15 protein-coding genes are annotated in these 16,082 nt (G+C 64.6%); 6 read left to right on the forward strand and 9 right to left on the reverse strand.

Translation table 11 applies throughout. From position 1 onward, the window contains the following. Positions 1-28: 28 nt before the first annotated feature. The 3 genes from ACSQ12_RS04975 to ACSQ12_RS04985 are packed head-to-tail and all read left to right on the forward strand — an operon-like array spanning position 29 to position 2,844. Positions 29-931 (forward strand): ABC transporter substrate-binding protein, encoded by a 903-nt coding sequence (locus ACSQ12_RS04975; RefSeq protein WP_436064563.1) that lies wholly within the window; start codon positions 29-31, stop codon positions 929-931. A 6-nt stretch (positions 932-937) separates the two neighbouring features. After that, positions 938-2,080, forward strand: a complete 1,143-nt coding sequence (locus ACSQ12_RS04980) for an amino acid ABC transporter permease (RefSeq protein WP_436064564.1) — start codon at positions 938-940, stop codon at positions 2,078-2,080. Continuing rightward, positions 2,077-2,844 (forward strand): amino acid ABC transporter ATP-binding protein, encoded by a 768-nt coding sequence (locus ACSQ12_RS04985; protein ID WP_280872979.1) that lies wholly within the window; start codon positions 2,077-2,079, stop codon positions 2,842-2,844. The genes ACSQ12_RS04980 and ACSQ12_RS04985 overlap by 4 nt, the downstream gene beginning before the upstream one ends. Positions 2,845-2,867: 23 nt before the next feature. On the opposite strand, the gene ACSQ12_RS04990 is transcribed toward ACSQ12_RS04985, so the two are convergent. The 5 genes from ACSQ12_RS04990 to ACSQ12_RS05010 all read right to left on the reverse strand — a co-directional run bounded on the left by ACSQ12_RS04990 (position 2,868) and on the right by ACSQ12_RS05010 (position 9,187). Continuing rightward, positions 2,868-4,169 carry a hemolysin family protein gene (locus tag ACSQ12_RS04990; RefSeq protein ID WP_436064565.1) on the reverse strand — a complete coding sequence of 434 codons (1,302 nt, stop codon included), beginning with the start codon at positions 4,167-4,169 and terminating at the stop codon, positions 2,868-2,870. A gap of 33 nt (positions 4,170-4,202) precedes the next feature. After that, the gene (locus tag ACSQ12_RS04995; RefSeq protein WP_436064566.1) at positions 4,203-5,891 is read right to left on the reverse strand and encodes a RecQ family ATP-dependent DNA helicase; all 1,689 of its coding nucleotides are present in this window, start codon (positions 5,889-5,891) and stop codon (positions 4,203-4,205) included. A gap of 44 nt (positions 5,892-5,935) precedes the next feature. Next, positions 5,936-7,000 (reverse strand): hypothetical protein, encoded by a 1,065-nt coding sequence (locus tag ACSQ12_RS05000; protein WP_436064567.1) that lies wholly within the window; start codon positions 6,998-7,000, stop codon positions 5,936-5,938. A gap of 62 nt (positions 7,001-7,062) precedes the next feature. Further along, entirely contained in the window at positions 7,063-8,061 is a 999-nt protein-coding gene (locus ACSQ12_RS05005; RefSeq protein WP_436064568.1) for a DUF6454 family protein, read from the reverse strand. Between the two features lie 52 nt (positions 8,062-8,113). Then, entirely contained in the window at positions 8,114-9,187 is a 1,074-nt protein-coding gene (locus ACSQ12_RS05010) for a glycerophosphodiester phosphodiesterase (RefSeq protein ID WP_436064569.1), read from the reverse strand. A gap of 299 nt (positions 9,188-9,486) precedes the next feature. On the opposite strand from ACSQ12_RS05010, the gene ACSQ12_RS05015 reads away from it, so the two are divergent. Then, positions 9,487-10,890 carry a GmrSD restriction endonuclease domain-containing protein gene (locus ACSQ12_RS05015; RefSeq protein ID WP_436064570.1) on the forward strand — a complete coding sequence of 468 codons (1,404 nt, stop codon included), beginning with the start codon at positions 9,487-9,489 and terminating at the stop codon, positions 10,888-10,890. Positions 10,891-10,934: 44 nt separating this feature from the next. Beyond that, entirely contained in the window at positions 10,935-11,624 is a 690-nt protein-coding gene (locus tag ACSQ12_RS05020; protein WP_436064571.1) for an excalibur calcium-binding domain-containing protein, read from the forward strand. Positions 11,625-11,729: 105 nt separating this feature from the next. Here ACSQ12_RS05020 and ACSQ12_RS05025 read toward each other — a convergent pair whose 3' ends face one another. The 4 genes from ACSQ12_RS05025 to ACSQ12_RS05040 form a co-directional block, all read right to left on the reverse strand. Continuing rightward, a complete protein-coding gene (locus ACSQ12_RS05025; protein WP_436064572.1) occupies positions 11,730-12,953 on the reverse strand; it encodes an MFS transporter in 1,224 nt (407 codons plus the stop codon). Between the two features lies 1 nt (position 12,954). After that, a complete protein-coding gene (locus tag ACSQ12_RS05030) occupies positions 12,955-13,683 on the reverse strand; it encodes a hypothetical protein (protein ID WP_436064573.1) in 729 nt (242 codons plus the stop codon). Between the two features lie 85 nt (positions 13,684-13,768). Continuing rightward, positions 13,769-14,251, reverse strand: coding sequence for a hypothetical protein (locus ACSQ12_RS05035; protein WP_436064574.1), 483 nt, complete (start codon positions 14,249-14,251; stop codon positions 13,769-13,771). Next, positions 14,235-15,272 (reverse strand): TOMM precursor leader peptide-binding protein, encoded by a 1,038-nt coding sequence (locus ACSQ12_RS05040; RefSeq protein WP_436064575.1) that lies wholly within the window; start codon positions 15,270-15,272, stop codon positions 14,235-14,237. The genes ACSQ12_RS05035 and ACSQ12_RS05040 overlap by 17 nt, the downstream gene beginning before the upstream one ends. A 269-nt stretch (positions 15,273-15,541) precedes the next feature. Here ACSQ12_RS05040 and ACSQ12_RS05045 point away from each other — a divergent pair, with 269 nt between their 5' ends. Then, positions 15,542-16,072: a GNAT family N-acetyltransferase gene (locus tag ACSQ12_RS05045; RefSeq protein WP_436064576.1), complete on the forward strand. Its 531-nt coding sequence runs from the start codon at positions 15,542-15,544 to the stop codon at positions 16,070-16,072. The last annotated feature ends 10 nt before the right edge of the window (positions 16,073-16,082 follow it).

The following is a 16,082-nucleotide window of genomic DNA, read 5'->3' on the forward strand; positions in this document are numbered from 1 at the left end:
GAAAAATCCCTGAACAGCTAAGGAAGCCATGCGCAACCGATACCTCATCCCCGTCCTCACCATCGCCACGGCGCTCTCGCTTTCCGGCTGCGTCGACAACAGCCAGCCGGCGGCCACCGGCGGCGCGTCCGGCACCGCTGAGGCCATCGACGTGAAAAAGAACGACTCCATTGCCGCGATGCTGCCGGAAAAGATCAAGAAGGCCGGCGTGCTGAACGTGGGCATGGCCAACAACTACCCGCCCAACGAATTCAAGGATGACAACGGGGCCCCGGCAGGCTGGTCCGTGGACCTCACCAACGCCCTGGGCCAGGTGATGGGCCTGAAGGTCAACTTCGACATCGGCACGTTCGACAACATCCTTCCGGCCGTGCGCGCGGGCAAGGACGACATGGGCATGTCTTCCTTCACGGACACGCTGGAACGCGAAAAGCAGGTGGACTTCGTGAATTACTACTCCGCCGGCATCCAGTGGGCCGCGCCCAAGGGCAAGACCGTGGACCCCAACAACGCCTGCGGGCTGAAGGTGGCCGTGCAGGCAACCACGTATGAGGACACCCACGAGGTGCCGCCCAAATCGAAGGCCTGCACCGACGCCGGCAAGCCGGCCATCACCATCTTCAAGTACGACGCGCAGGACCAGGCCACCAACGCCCTGGTGGTGGGCCAGGTGGACGCCATGAGCGCCGATTCGCCCGTCACTCTTTATGCAATCTCCAAGACCAAGGACAAGCTGCAGACCGCCGGCGACGCCTTCGAGGTGGCGCCGTACGGCATCCCTGTTGCCCAGGGCAGCGAGTTCACCCCGGTCCTCCAGAAGGCGCTCCAGGCGCTGATCGACGACGGCACCTACACGAAGATCCTGTCCAAGTGGGGCGTGGAAGCCGGCGGCATCAAGACGGCGGACCTCAACGTGGCAGCCAAGGGGTGATTCGGCATGAGCGAGCCGGAACCCGGCCGGATGATTGAGGCGGACCCGGACAGGCAGCCGGAACCCGGCACGAAAGACTCCGGCACGAAAGACACGGGCAGGAAAGACACGGGCAGGAAAGACCCTGCCAGGAAGCCGGACCCCGGCAGTAAGGATCCTGCCAGGAAGCAGCGGGCCGGCAGGGCATGGAACGACGACGACGGCGCGCCGCCGGAAGCGATCGTCGCCATCCCGCTGCGCCACCCGTGGCGGAACGTGGTGGCAGTGCTCCTCATCATCGGCCTGGCGGTCTTTGTGCTGGACGCCGCACAACGCCCGGACTACGGCTGGGCGGACGTGGGCAAGTACATCTTCGACCGCCGGATCAGCCAGGCCGCGTGGGTGACGCTGTGGCTGACCATCTACGCGATGATCGGCGCGATCGTGATCGGCCTGCTGCTGGCCATCATGCGGCTTTCGCCCAACCCCGTGCTGAAGAGCATCGCCTGGCTGTACATCTGGATTTTCCGGGGCACCCCGGTGTACGTGCAGCTGGTGTTCTGGGGCATCGTGGCGCTCATCTATCCGGTGTTCACGCTGGGCATCCCGTTCATGGACCCGTGGGTCACCATCCCGAATGAGGTGTTCACCAACCTCTTCATCACCGCGGTGATCGGCCTGGCCCTCAACGAGGCCGCCTACATGTCAGAGATTGTCCGGGCCGGCCTGCTCTCGGTGGACGAGGGGCAGGCGGAGGCGTCGACGGCGCTGGCCATGTCCTGGGGCCAGACCATGCGGTACGTGGTGGTCCCGCAGGCGATGAAGATCATCATTCCGCCTACCGGCAACGAGGTCATCTCGATGCTCAAGACCACCTCGCTGGTGGCGGCGATCCCGTTGAGCGTTGACCTGTATGGGGTGTCCCGCGGTATTTCCGCGGTGACGTTCACGCCGGTGCCGCTGCTGATTGTGGCGTCCCTCTGGTACCTGCTCTTCACCTCGGTGCTGATGGTGGGCCAGCACTTCATTGAAAAGCGGTTCTCGCGCGGAACCGGACGCGCCAAGACCGGCAAGGGAAGCACGACGGCGGGAGCGGCACCTGCCGCGGTTCCGGGCGCCCCGGGGGTCCCCGGCGGACCGCTGGGCAATGACTTTGGAGGAAAAGGATGACGGACGCGCCCATGGTGCTCGCGGAGCGGGTCTCCAAGAATTTCGGCACCAACAAGGTGCTGCGCGGGATCAGCCTGGAGGTGGACCCGGGTGAGGTGCTCTGCATCGTGGGGCCCAGCGGGTCGGGCAAGTCGACGTTCCTGCGCTGCATCAACCACCTGGAGCGGGTGGATGGCGGCCGGCTGTCGGTGGACGGCCAGCTGGTGGGCTACCGCCAGAAGGGGGACAAGCTTTACGAACTGAAGCTCAAGGAGGCAGCGTTCCAGCGCCAGGAAATCGGCATGGTGTTCCAGCGGTTCAACCTGTTTCCGCACCTGACCGCGGTGGAGAACATCACCCTGGCCCCGATGCGGGTGAAAGGGATCTCCAAGGCCAAGGCCACCGCCCGGGCCATGGAACTGCTGGAGCGCGTGGGCCTGGGGGACAAGGGCGATGCCTTTCCGGCGCACCTGTCCGGCGGGCAGCAGCAGCGCGTGGCCATCGCCCGCGCCCTGGCCATGGACCCGAAGCTCATGCTCTTCGATGAGCCCACCAGTGCCCTGGACCCGGAACTGGTGGGCGAGGTGCTGGACGTTATGAAGGAACTGGCCAAGAGCGGCATGACCATGATCGTGGTGACGCACGAGATGGGCTTTGCCCGCGAGGTGGCGGACACCCTGGTGTTCATGGATGAAGGAGTGGTGGTGGAGGCGGGGCCGCCGCGGCAGGTCCTCAACGATCCGCAGCACGAACGGACCAAGGCGTTCCTGTCCAAGGTCCTCTGACACCTGCTCTCTAGGCCGACAGCTCAGGGTTCCTTCGGCTGCCCGGTCACGGGCGTCACCCGGATTCGGGCGATGCGGAGCCGGTCCATGGCCAGCACCGTCAGCATGTGGCCCGGCACCTCTACCCGGTCCCCGACCACCGGCAGGCGTCCCAGCCGGGAGATGACGAACCCGGCCACGGTCTCGTAGCGGCCCTCCGGGAGGGTGATGCCGGTGGCGGCCGCGAATTCCTGCAGGATCAGGCCGCCGTCCACGTCGACGGATCCGTTGGCCACGGTGACGCGGTCCTCGTGGTCGGCGCCGGTGTCGTATTCGTCGTAGATTTCGCCCACCAGTTCCTCCACCAGGTCTTCCAGCGTGACGATGCCGTCCGTGCCGCCGTATTCGTCCACCACCAGCGCGATGTGGTGGCCCAGCCGGCGCATCCGGGACAGTGTGGGCAGCACCCGGTTGGTTCCCGGCAGGGGGAGGAGCTCGCGGACAATGTCCTTCACCATTTGCTGATCCTGCTTGTCATCCCGGGGCATCAGGTCACGGATGTGGACGAAGCCCAGGACGTCGTCCGGGGTCCTGCCGATCACAGGGAACCGCGAATACGGGCCGTCCCGGACCATGCTGCGTGCGTCGGCGATGCTCATGGTGCCGTCGATGAAGGTCACTTCGGTGCGGGGGCGCATGACCTCCTGCAGCGTGCGGTCCCCGGCACCGAACACGTCGGTCAGGATGTGCCGGCTGCTCTCTTCCAGCAGGTCGCTCTCCGCCACCATGTCCCAGAGTTCCTCGGAGCTGATGCCCTCCCGTTTGGCGTGCGGGTCGCCGCCGAAGAGCTTGACCACCGCGTCGGTGGAAACGGACAGCAGCCAGATGACGGGCCGCATGATTTCGGACAGGACCACCAGCGGCGGGGCCAGGACCCTGGTGAAGCCGACGGCGCTCTGCATGGCCAGCCGCTTGGGCACCAGCTCACCCAGCACCAGCGACAGATACGCCACCAGCAGCGTCATGCCGATAAAGGCCACCGGCTCGGCCGCCGCGCCGAACCCGACGCGTTCCAGGACGGGTTCGATGTCGGGTGAAATGGTGGACGCGCCGTAGGCGGCCGAGAAGAAGCCGGAGAGGGTCACGCCGATCTGGACGGTGGAGAGGAAACGGTTGGGGTTGCGGGCCAGCGCGGCAGCCTTGGCCCCGCGTCTGCCGGCCTTCTCGATCCGGCGCACCTGGCTTTCCCGGAGGGAGATGAGCGCCATTTCGGTGCCGGCAAAGACGCCGCCCAGCAACACAAAGAAGAGAACCAAGGCGAAGTTGACCAACGTGCCGCTGTCCATAACCTGACACTACCGAATGCGGTCACCAACCGGTCATGTCGCGAGCGTCAGCAGTTTCCCGGCGGTCACGGCCTGGCGGGACAGCGTTTTGTAGCCTTCCTGCTCGAACAGCACCGTGATCGTGTCCTCCTCGTGCCGCATCACCAGACCCGGCCCCCATTCCTTGTGCCGGACGGCGGCCTGGAGCGGAAAAGGGTCACCGCCAGCGGCGGCCGCTGCGGCGTCGTCGTAATCCTCCTCGTAGGCGGAGCCGTCGGTGCAGGTATCGCAGTTGCCGCAGGGCTCGGGGAGGTCCTCGCCGAAGTAGCCCAGCAGGAACTGGCGGCGGCAGGCGTCGGTCTCGGCGTAGCCGCGCATCATCTCGATGCGGGAGCGGTCCACCCGCTGGCGTGCTTCGGCGTGTTCGACGGCGCGTTCCACCACCGCGGGCAGCCTGGCGCCTGCTTCCAGCCGGATGCCGCGTTTGCCGGTGCGGACGGCGCGGGTTTCCTGCAGCTGGTTGAGCAGTCCGGTGAGCTTCCGCGGGGAGAATCCGGTCTGCTCGGCGAGGGCCTTCTGCCTGACCGGTCCGCCGGCGGCGCGCAGTGTCTGCAGGACGGCCAGGAGGGATTCCTCGTCCGGGGTGTGGGTGCCGAAGAACTTGCGGAGGCCCAGGTCCTCGGAGCGGTAGTGCAGGACGGCGGCGGCGGGTTCGCCGTCGCGTCCGGAGCGGCCGATCTCCTGGTAGTAGCTGTCCAGCGAGTCGGGGATGTCCGCGTGGATGACGAAGCGGACGTTGGGTTTGTCGATGCCCATGCCGAAGGCGGTGGTGGCCACCACCACGTCGAGTTCGTCGTCGAGGAACTGCTGGTGGACGCGGTCCCGCTCGCGCTGCTTCCGGCCGGCGTGGTAGGCCTCGGCGCGGAGGCCCAGGGCGGTGAGCGCGTCGGCGTAGGCCTCGGTGTCGTTGCGGGTGGCGGCGTACAGCAGGCCGGGGCCTTTGAGCTCGGCCACCTGCTGGGTGACGGCGCGGCGCTTGTCCTTGTCTGTGTGGTGGCGGATCACTTCGAGCCGGATGTTGGGCCGGTCGAAGCCGTGCACCAGGACCAGCGGGTCCACCATGTGCAGGCGCTGCTGGATTTCCTCGCGCACCGGGGGAGAAGCGGTGGCGGTGAGGCCGACGACGGGCGGGTTGCCCAGCTGCGCGCGGACCTCGCCGAGGCGCAGGTAGTCGGGGCGGAAGTCGTGGCCCCAGGAGGAGACGCAGTGGGCCTCGTCCACCACGAACAGCGGGATGTCCAGGGCCGCGAGCCGCTCGACGGTTTCGGACTTGGCGAGCTGTTCGGGGGCGAGGAACACGAACGCGGCATCACCGTTTTCGGCAGCCTCCCAGGCGGCGTTGTTTTCGGCGTCGCTGTGGCCGGAGTTGATGGCGACGGCGGCGTTTCCGCCGAGCGTCTGGAGGAGGCCGTCCAGCTGGTCCTCCTGCAGGGCGATCAGCGGGGAAACCACGACGGCGGGTCCGCGGCTTGCGCTGTTTTGGTGCAGTTGCAGCGCGGCCACCTGGTAGATGGCCGACTTGCCGTAGCCGGTGGGCATCACGGCGAGGACGTCCCGGCCGGCGACGAGGGCGCGCATCCCGGCGAGCTGGCCGGCACGGAGGCGGGGCAACCCGAAGGTGTCCGCCGCAAGCCGGCGGAGTTCTGTGCTGGTGGGTTCTGCGGGGGCAAGCGCCTCGGCCATGATGGCAGCTCCGTGTGGTGGGGCGATCCGATGGCCGGGCGTCTTCAGCCGAGGGATCCAGCATAACGCGTGCCGGCTTTGGGGCCCCAGGAGCTGAGAAGGGCCAGGCCCGCTGCGGCCGCTGCGCTGAGCACCACCGCGCCCAGCCAGAGCGATACCGGCCAGCGGATCCCGTCTGCCACCGCGAAGGCCGCCAGCTGGCCCGTCCACACGAGCGCCGCGATTCCGGCTGCCACCGCGGGCAGCCGCCGGTCCAGCCAGCCCTGTGGCAGACGGGCCAGCAGCACGTCCGCCAGGATGGCGGCGGCAGTGGCGCCGGCAGCTCCGGCCGCTGCGACGGGGCGGAAGCCCACCATGGCGACGGGCAGCCACGCGGCAGCTGCCACCAGCATGGTGACAATCCCCCGGGCGGGACGCCGGGCGGCGGAGAGGGTGAAGAGGAAGGGCGCAATGATCAGCGCCGTGGTCAGCAGGTAACTGGTCAGGCCGATGACCACCGGCATCTCCGCCTGCAGGCGGCCCGGGGTGCCCACCGGCATCGGTATGAAGAGGGCAGTGGGCCCGGGCCGGACGAAGGCGGAGCAGTAAATGAGGAAGAATGCTCCCAGTCCCGTCATCAGGACGACGGCGAACAGCGCCGCCGGGGTCCACTCGAAGTCCCTCGCGTGGCTGGATGCCCGGGCGCTTCGGACCGCGGTGCCCAGGATGAGGAAAAGACTGAAGCCAAGCAGCAGGTGGGTGGGACTGACCAGGGCGTCCAGCGTGACCTCGATGCCTAGGAGTTCATGCCACAGCAGGTCCAGGCCGCCGGCCACCACGAAGAGGACCAGGCCCACAACGGTCCCGCGATAGCCGGGCGGCGGGGCCTGGGAGAGCGGCTGCCCGGGTTTCCGGTTCCGCCAGATCACGGAGGCCGTCCATAGCCCGGTCGCCACCATCCCGGAGTAGAGGGCAGCGTGCCACGGCGTGAAAAACGTTTCCAGGCCGGGGAGGTTCAGGTGCGCCCAGCCGTCCAGGAAGACGGCCAGCACCAGCCAAACACCAAAGAGCTCTGTGATGAGGTCCCTGCGCCCGTTGATCACAGGGGTGTCTGCGGTATCGAGCATCATTGCACACTTCCACGGAGGTGTTCGGTGAAGGGATGGTACTGCTCCGGAGGGGCGCCCACAAGCTATTTTGCGGGGGTGACCGTTGCTTCGTAGGTGAGGATTTCCGTGCCGTTGCCTTCTTCGGCATCGTCCGGCGCCACGTGCATGGTCAGATGGTTGCCTTCCGCCGTGAGCTTGAAGGGGTTCCGGGTGGCCACGTGACCGGCCGTGGACCACTTTTGGAACGGCACATCATGCAGGGTCGTCTTCCTGGCAAGGTCGATCAGGGCCATGCCGCCCAGTTCGTAGGTGGCCGCCGTGCCGCCTGCCGCCGGGGCCTGGGGCAGGTTGGCGACCCCTGCGCACAAGGCCTGGGAATTGGCCGCGTACTGGCAGTCCTGGTAGTCGATGAAGTGGTTCGGGTTCTGCCAGGTGCTGAGCTGCTTGCCGTTGAGGTTCCATTCGGCGAACCTCCGGGAGCCCCACGTGTTGCCGACCAGATGCCCGGTCTGGCGGTCCATGACGATGCCGCCAAAGTGGTCGGGGACCTCGAACTGCTTCTGCGGCTCCAGGGTCGCGGCGTCAACGCTGTAGATGATCGAGCTGCTGTTGGGCCGGTACTGTGCCACGCTCACCCAGATGTTCTTCCCGTCGAAGTCCAGCCCGCCCGGGTGGTACATGTCGCCTTCGCCCAGGATGATGTCCTTCTGCAGGTTCCCGGCTTTGTCCATCACAAACAGGTGCCCGACGCCCTTCCCGGCCGTGCGGTCGTACCCGTCGCGCGGCGCAGGGTATTTAACGGTGGGCTCAACAATTTCCACGGACGACAGGAAGATGTGATCCTCCGTGTAGGCGATGCCCTGGGGATGGAATGTGGGGAAGCCGAGCTTGAGCTTGCCCGTCATCTCCCAGTTGGTGGAACGGTCCACGGCCTTGAAGCTGTCGGCCAGTGCCGTGTCGGCGGCGTGGCGGTCACTGTCGCCGGGCTGGGGCGCAGCCTGGGCGGCAATGCCGCTGCCTGCGGCGAGGACGATGACGGCAGCGGCGGCTGTCAGGGCGCCGCGGGTGCGAATGCGGTTCATGGGGATGCCTTTCAAGAGTCAGACGGTAAGGACCGGGGTGCGGCGATTTTCCCTAGACGGCGCCCGGTTCCAGCGAGTACTGCTTCGGCAGCTTCATCGAGTGCTCGGCCATGACCTCACGCAGCCGGTCGGGATAATCGGTGATGATCCCGTCAACACCGGCGGAGATGAGGGCGCGCATGGTCGGCTTGTCGTCGACAGTCCACGGCATAACCTGCATCCCGGCGTCGTGGGCACGGTTGACCATGTCCGCCGTGACGTAGGGGACGTATCCCGGGTCCTCCACGGTTCCGTTTTGCGGTGTTCCGTGGACCGGGGAGATGGCGTCGAACCCCAGGTGGGAGGCGGCGTTGACCAGGTCTCCGCCAAAGTCGTCCGCGTCGATGCCGCCAAGCCACGGGGAACTGCCCGGTTGGCCGGCCTGCAGGAAGTCCTTGTTGGTCAGGGCGACGGTTCGGATCCGGGGGTCGGCCTCCTGGACCAGCCGCAGTGAGCCCCAGTCGAAGCTCTGGATGGATACGCGCTGCTGCATGTTGGCGGCCTTGATTTCCTTCAGTGCGACGGCCACGAACTGTTCACGGGGTGCGGTCTGCTCCGGGGCGCCGGCCTCCACCTTCGTTTCGATGTTGAATTTCACCTGGCTGGCCCGGTAGGAGTCCACGAGTGCAAAAACCTCCGCGAGCGTGGGCATCTTTTCGCCGGGTGCGGCCTGCTGCCCGGGGAACTGGGGGAGGGTGAGGCTTCCGCAATCGAGGGTACGCACCTGGTCGAACGTCAGGTCTTTGACGTATTTGCCGGCGTAGGGAAACAACGGGTCCCCGGGCGTCGCGGGTGCGGTGTCCGCGCACTTCTTGTCGCTGATCTTGCGGTCGTGCGTGATGACTTCCCGGCCGTCCTTGGTTATCTGGAGGTCGAGTTCAAGAGTGGTCACACCCGTCTCGAGCGCCTTGGCAAACGCAGGAAGCGTGGATTCGACCGTCAGCCCGATTCCTCCGCGGTGGGCCTGGAGGTCAAAGTGGTTAGCGGTGCCGTTTGGGTTGGTATCGGCAGCCTGCGCCGGAAGGGGTGTCCCCAGCGCCAGGCCTGCGCACATGGCGGCCGCGGTCAGCAGCTTTGCGTTGTTCATTTGTGGGTCTCCAAATCGGTGTCATGCCCGTTTACGAGCGGCATCCAGTCTGGTCATCCACCGGAAACGAGGCGCTTCCTGCCGGTGGAGGAGACATGACGGACTGGTGAACTCGGAAGTGAACTCTTAGTTCCGCCGGAATGCACAAGGCCGGCTCAAGACTCCATCAAGGTTGGACCAAGATCTCCCCAGTTTCATCATTTGGTGGTCGCGTGAGAAATAGGCTTTTGATTAGCAACATTTCGGCTTATGCAAAAGGCCCGGCTCATTGCCGGGCCTTTATTAATTGGGGAAAAAGAATGTCGAACTATGAGACCCTCCTGGGGTCGGCACCTGGCGGGCAGGGCCCGACGCCGCCGCGCAAGCCACGCGCTTCCACTTATATCGTCGGCGCCATCACCGCGCTTTTTATGCTCCTGGGTGCGCTCAGCGGCGGCTTGGGCGGCGCGTTGGTTTTCCTGGCCATTACGGCGGGACTCACCGGACTCTATGTGCTGGCGACTGGCCGCCGTTCCTGGGCATGGCTGCCGGCCAGGCGAAAGGCGGGGGCAATCGCCCTTGGCGTCTCCTTTGCCCTTTTTATCGGCGGTGCCGTTGCCCTGCCACGAACCACTTCCTGGAACGTTGAGGCCGCCTCAGCGGAGAGCACTGCGTCTCAGGCCTCCGCTGCGGCGAGTGCTCCTGCCAAGGCGACACCGACGCCGTCGTCCACTCCAACCGCCCTGGAGACGGGCGAACCGCTGGATCCTGACAGTCCTTACGTCCTGGCGCAGGGCGTCAGCGCAACGGCGCCGAAGTCCCAGCCCGCCTTTGCCACCAAGGCGGCGGACGTGCTGGCCACCCTTCCGATCAAGGGCCGCGCACCGAAGACGGGGTATGACCGCGCCCTGTTCGGGCAGGCGTGGGCCGACGTTGACCGGAACGGCTGCGACACCCGGAACGACATCCTCAAGCGTGACCTGACGGGCATCACCTACACGAACAGCGTCCCCTGCAAGGTGCAGTCCGGAACGCTGGCGGATCCCTACACGGGCACCAGCATCAGCTTCCTGCGGGGGAGTGCGACCAGCAGCAAGGTCCAGATCGACCACGTTGTGGCCCTCAGCGATGCCTGGCAGAAGGGCGCGCAGCAGCTGACCACGGAACAGCGGACGGCCTTCGCCAATGATCCGCTGAACCTGCAGGCCACCGACGGTCCCACCAACATCAAAAAGGGCGACGGCGACGCCGCCACCTGGCTGCCGCCGAATAAGGGCTTCCGGTGCGAATACGTCGCCCGGCAGATTTCCGTGAAGGCAACGTACAGCCTGTGGGTCACCCAGGCGGAGCACGACGCGATGGCACGGATCCTGGCCGACTGCTCGGGCCAGTTGGCGCCGACGAATGAGCAGGCCCCGGCCGCTGCTGCACCGGCACCGGCACCGGCACCGGCACCGGCCCCCGCCGGTGCTGAGCCTGCACCTTTTGTGGCAGTCCCTGCCCCGGCAGCGCCCGCTCCTGCTGTGGTTGCGCCGGCTCCCGCTCCTGTTGCTCCGGCACCTGTTGTCCAGGCTCCCGCACCTGTTGCGCCTGCCCCGGCTGCCGTCTACTACGCCAACTGCACGGCGGCGAAGGCCGCAGGTGCCGCTCCCATTTACGCGGGGCAGGCAGGCTACCGCGCCGCCCTGGACCGTGACTCCGACGGCATCGCCTGCGAAAGCTAACCAGACCAATCACTCCACAGTTCCAAACTTTCCTAGGGGGAAAAATGAAGAAGACACTGGCACTTGTTGTGCTTACCGGCCTCATGCTGACCGGATGCGGCAGCAAACAGGCAGCATCGTCTGCGACCGCTGTTGCAGAGGTTGCAGACGCTGTCACGGTTCCCAGCGTGATGGGCCTGACCCTGGATAAGGCCACGGATCAGCTGGAAAATCTTGGGCTCAAGGTCAAGGCGGACGACACCGTCGACGGCAAAATGATCATGTCCAAGAAGAACTGGCAGGTGACGTCCCAGGACCCCACGGAGGGCGCGAAGGTGGCGAAGGACTCCACCGTGCACCTCGGCGTCAAGAACCTTGAGAAGGAGGCGGCGGAAAAGGCCGCCGCGGACAAGGCAGCTGCAGAGAAGGCTGCGGCAGCAAAGGCTGCTGCGGACAAAGTTGCGGCTGACAAAGCAGCGGCAGACAAGGCGGCAGCGGACAAGGCTGCAGCAGCTGCGGCTGCGGCGAAGTTGGCGGCCGAGCAAGCTGCGGCTCAAAAGGCAGTCCCGCAGGTGCCGGTGGCTCCCGCGGCGCCCGTAGCTCCCCCTGCCCCGGCAGTCCAGGCGCCGGCCCAGGCCTACTACGCCAGCTGCGCCGACGCGAAGGCAGCAGGGGTCGCGCCGATCTCCTCCGGACAGCCGGGCTACCGTGCCGGTCTTGACCGGGATAACGACGGCACTGCCTGCGACAAATAGTCGCCGCTTCCCGGAGCAGCTGTTCTGCCGTGGATGCCTTTCTTTGCGGGAGGGTGTCCACGGCAGACGGCTTTAAGGACAAGGATTCTTTGTCGGACGAGTGAACTAGTGCACTGTCTCCCTCTGCCGCAGCTCTGGTTCGCGCTCCTGAGGACTCAGTATCGAGTCAGATTTGAGCGCAAGCAGTCCTGAAAGCAGTGCTGCGAACAGGATTGACGCAAACGCCAGGGATGACGAAACGCCCATGAGGTACGTGGCAACTGTGAGGCTGAGGGGGCTGGAGACTGTTTCAAGAAACTGGACGGCCGTCATGGTCTTACCGAGATCAGTGGAGGGAATCTGTTGGTGGATAAGGGACGTGCGCCCCACAGTCCAGGCGATGCCTCCGGTGCAGACGATAAACAGAGCACTGGCCACGGCAATCCACGAAGGGACGAAGAAGAGCAACGAGCCCCCGGCCATGAGCCACGAAGAACGTTGCATGAGAATATTGGGACGCCAACCGGAAAACAGGCCGGACAGGATTGATCCGCAAAACAGGCCTGCGGCCGCGGCTGCGCCCACAATCCCCACTTCGGTAGTTGAGCCGCCCAGACCAACTGAGGTCTGGAAGATAGCCAGAGTTGAGAGGGGCGCGGACAGAAAGCCGATCAGGATAACTGTCCCGGCGAAACGCCACCAGCCGTGGAGTTGGGAGAGTCTCCTGTACCCTGCGGAAAGTTCCTGAATAAAGCCGGGCCGATCGGGCACGCTGCCTGGACGGTCCGGCCACGGCAGGAAGTTCATGATCAACGCGATGACGGTGAAAGAGACAGCGTCCACGGCCAGCAACCACCAGGGACCCCAGACGGCACTCAAAGCTCCGCCGATGGCCGGCCCCACGATGGAAGCCGATGTCCATGCCGTAGAGACTGATGCATTGAACTTTGCTGTGCCGTCGCCATACATTTTCGGAATGGCAACGAAGGTTGCAGTTCTTGCGAACATGTCGAGGCTGCCGCGCAGGAAGGCGCCGAGTACAAGAACCCAGAATGGCGTATGCCAGGGGCCGATAAGCAGCGCCATAGCTGCAACCACCAGCGCCTGCCCCCAGTATCCAATGTGGGTCATGGTGCGCGGCGACATACGGTCGGCCAGTCCTCCGATGAGCACTCCGGGAAAGGCCTTCGGCAGCTGGGATGCGACGGCAACGATGGACATCTGGGCAAGGCTGCCGCTCGTTTGAAGCACGATGAGCGGCAGGGCGATGTTGTACGCGCCGCCGCCAAGCGAATTAACCCACATTCCTGTCAGGTGCAGGCGCCGCTGCCATGGCTTTGCTGGAGACAATTTACTTTCCTTGGTACGCGCGGAGGATGGTGGCAAGATCGGTCTGCTTTTCTACTGAGGTCAGTAGCCACTGCATGGCGGGAGCCTGCCAAAAGCTGATGTTCCAGGTACGGGCAACCATCACGTGGAAGAGGGTGGTGCAGCATGGGACCAGAATCCGCCATCTTCCGGGAAGAACGAGGGCGAGGGGCAGTGCGAGCAATTCGAGGAAGGGAATTGCCCGGGTAATGACTCGAACGGGCCGGGCGAATCTCTCTTGGGCAAATGGGTGGCCGTCGGATGCCCCTAAATGGGAGTGGTAGATGTGATTCGCATCGCCGCGTCGGACCCAGGCGTCGAAACCGTGAATCAGCTTGGACAGGCCAGCTTGGGTGTAGGGCAAATACAGGGCTACACGTGACACTGAGAGCGGCAAGTTGGCGAGCCGCGGGTCGGTGGTTGCAGGGTGGGGCCACTGGTTTACGGCAAGGACCGCCTCGATAAACGTGTCATAGGGCCACCGGCCCGGAAGTGACCGGGCATCTGCGGCACGAGTTCCAAGAAAGAGCCCCAGGGCTGCCCGTCGGAGCCAGGAAGAGTGCTTTGAATCCGAACTCTTGAATACCTCGGTCGCTGCTGCTGCCAGTAGAAAGCCGGCCGCTACTCGTTGAGCCCCCAGGACATTGCGGGAAGTGGAATCACGATCCGACTTCGCGGCCGGAGGATCGAGGGCAGCTTTGTAGTCCTGCATAGCAGCTGGGCCTGGTCGTAACGTGACTGCCACTGCAGCGACGATCCACAATGCGGCATTGCGGGCCTCCCGCAAACTTGCCGGCCTACTGCGCATCTGATGGAACATAGGTATACACGACTTCCCTTTCTCCGGGCATTCCCCGCACAGTGGTCTCCACCCAGATTTCCATCCTGGAAAGGGGGACGTTGGGTAGATTTGCGGGGGCTCTGACCTCGTCAAATGGCCTCCACCGCTCGCTGCGCAGTCGGCGGAGAATCCTTTGGCACAGGACTTGTTTCGGATGGTCCTTGTCAGCCATGAAAACGTGTGCGAACACTGCCCCGGCCCGGAAGAACTGGGTCGGAATGCAGTTTGCAGGCCCGCAGGCTACTACCGTTCCGTCTGACAGGTGGAATTCGACGGCGAAACGCGAGAGACGGTCGCCGAACTTCGCATTGAACATGTTGTTTGATGCGATGGGCCAGAAGTTCCTGTTGGCAACGGTCGACGCCAGTGATGCGACGGTAAACGCCCCCGCCAGTGCGACCAGTGCCTTGCTGCTGTTGACGTCAGGTGCACGCAGCACAGTGGATGTTCCTGGCGAAGTCTTCAAATTCCGAGGACAGTTCCAGTGAGTCAAAGACCAGTCTCCGGCCGTCCAGCTGCGTCGAGCCGGTGAGCAGATAGCGGAACACTTCCATGGCGGCAACGGACGCCACGATGGAGTTAAGGGGTCCGAAGCTGGGCGCCTGGTAGGCCGAGTTGAAATTTGTCGTTGTGAGGGACGCCGCGGAGTTCGTCCGCCCGTCGTTATCCGTTGCCGCGCACAGCAGGCATGGAGTTTCGCCCGGCCTGACGACCGGCCCCACCACCCCGCGCGTGTCTTGGTAACCGGCGCAGGTAAACGGAGTTCCGGAGATAATGGACGCTTCGTTGGACCACTCGAGCACTTCCTGGGGAGTGTCCGCGGAAACAACCACGAAGTCAGAGTCGTGAAAGATGGGCAGGAGGTCGTCGACGCCTGAGATCATTGACGTGACTTCGATGGTGTTGACTCCGGGAGCCCGAAGCGAAAGATTCTTTGCGGCCGCTTCGATTTTCGATTTGCCGACGTCCTGGGCAGTGAAGAGATACTGCCGGGTGAGGTTGCTTTCCTCGACGGAATCTCCATCCACCAGCACGATGGAACCGACACCGGCCGTCGCGAGCTGCATGGCCACGTTGGTCCCGATGCCGCCGACGCCGATGAGCGCTACCGTTCGGGTGCGGAGCAAGTCACTGGCTCCCGGTCCTGTGCCGTGAGCAAGCGCGAAGTACAGATCATGGCGGCTGTATTGCCCTGAAAGGTCGATCCTGTAGGGCACCAAAATTTCGGCGTCGATGAGTTCCTCAATGATTTGCCCGGAGCTTTCGCCAAGCAGTTGTTGGGCCTCGTTGCCCAGTTCATCGAGTGTCCGCGGTTGCGATGCAAATCCAAGCAGTTCCGCCAGCCCGTCTGGTGCGTCTTCAATTTCGATTGCATTGGGTGGTGCCAATCCGATGTGCACGGAGGTGTCTGTTGTGACGACGGGAAGCGACTGCTTGAGGGAGTAGGTCGTGGCTGCCAATTCTTGCCTCCAATTAGGAGTGGGGACCACGCAATGCGTGGTCCCCACTAGTTCTTCTTTGTTCAGTTGAACACGAAGTTCAGCTTGGAACGGCGCTTGGTCAGTCGCTTGAGCTTCAGCACGTGGATCACTCCTCTTGGTTTATCAATTTGTTGGACGGATTGAATCTACGACATCTGTCATAGACTTGACAAGCCTGTTGACTGAAAATTCTTTGAATGCCGATTCGTGTTACAAAAGTCGGTTGGATGGCGTATAGAGTCGTGTGCATGTTTGAACTTGTTGTCCCGGATGCCTCCTATTACCCGTCGTTTGCCGAGTCCCACCGCGAGTGGGACGGCGCCCACCAGGACGGTGCCGGGTTAATGGCCGACGACGACGTCACCACCCAGGAGGGGTTCGCCGCCTGGGTCCGGCGGCTGGCGGGTGCTGAACGGGCTGCCGAGACCGGCGGCATTGTTCCCTGCACGTATCGCTGGATCACAGAGGGCCCGCGGTATGTGGGGGCGATAGCCTTCCGCCACTACCTCACACCTGCCCTCCTGAACTCGGGCGGCCATATCGGATACGGGGTTCGGCCGTCCGACCGCGGGCGAGGGGCGGCATCGTGGGCCCTGCAGGAAGTGTGTGCCCGGTTGGCTGCGCAGGGAGAGCCGGACCGCGTTCTTCTGACCTGCGATGATGCAAATGCAGCGTCAGCCAGGACCATTGAGCGTTCTGGCGGCCTGCTCGAGGACGTGAGGACGGACGGGAACGGGCGGCATTTCCGGCGCTATTGGATTGATGTGGTGCGCTCCTAAGCCACAGTTC

Origin of the sequence: Arthrobacter sp. LjRoot14, from assembly GCF_964253905.1 — a bacterium.
GTDB lineage: Bacteria > Actinomycetota > Actinomycetes > Actinomycetales > Micrococcaceae > Arthrobacter.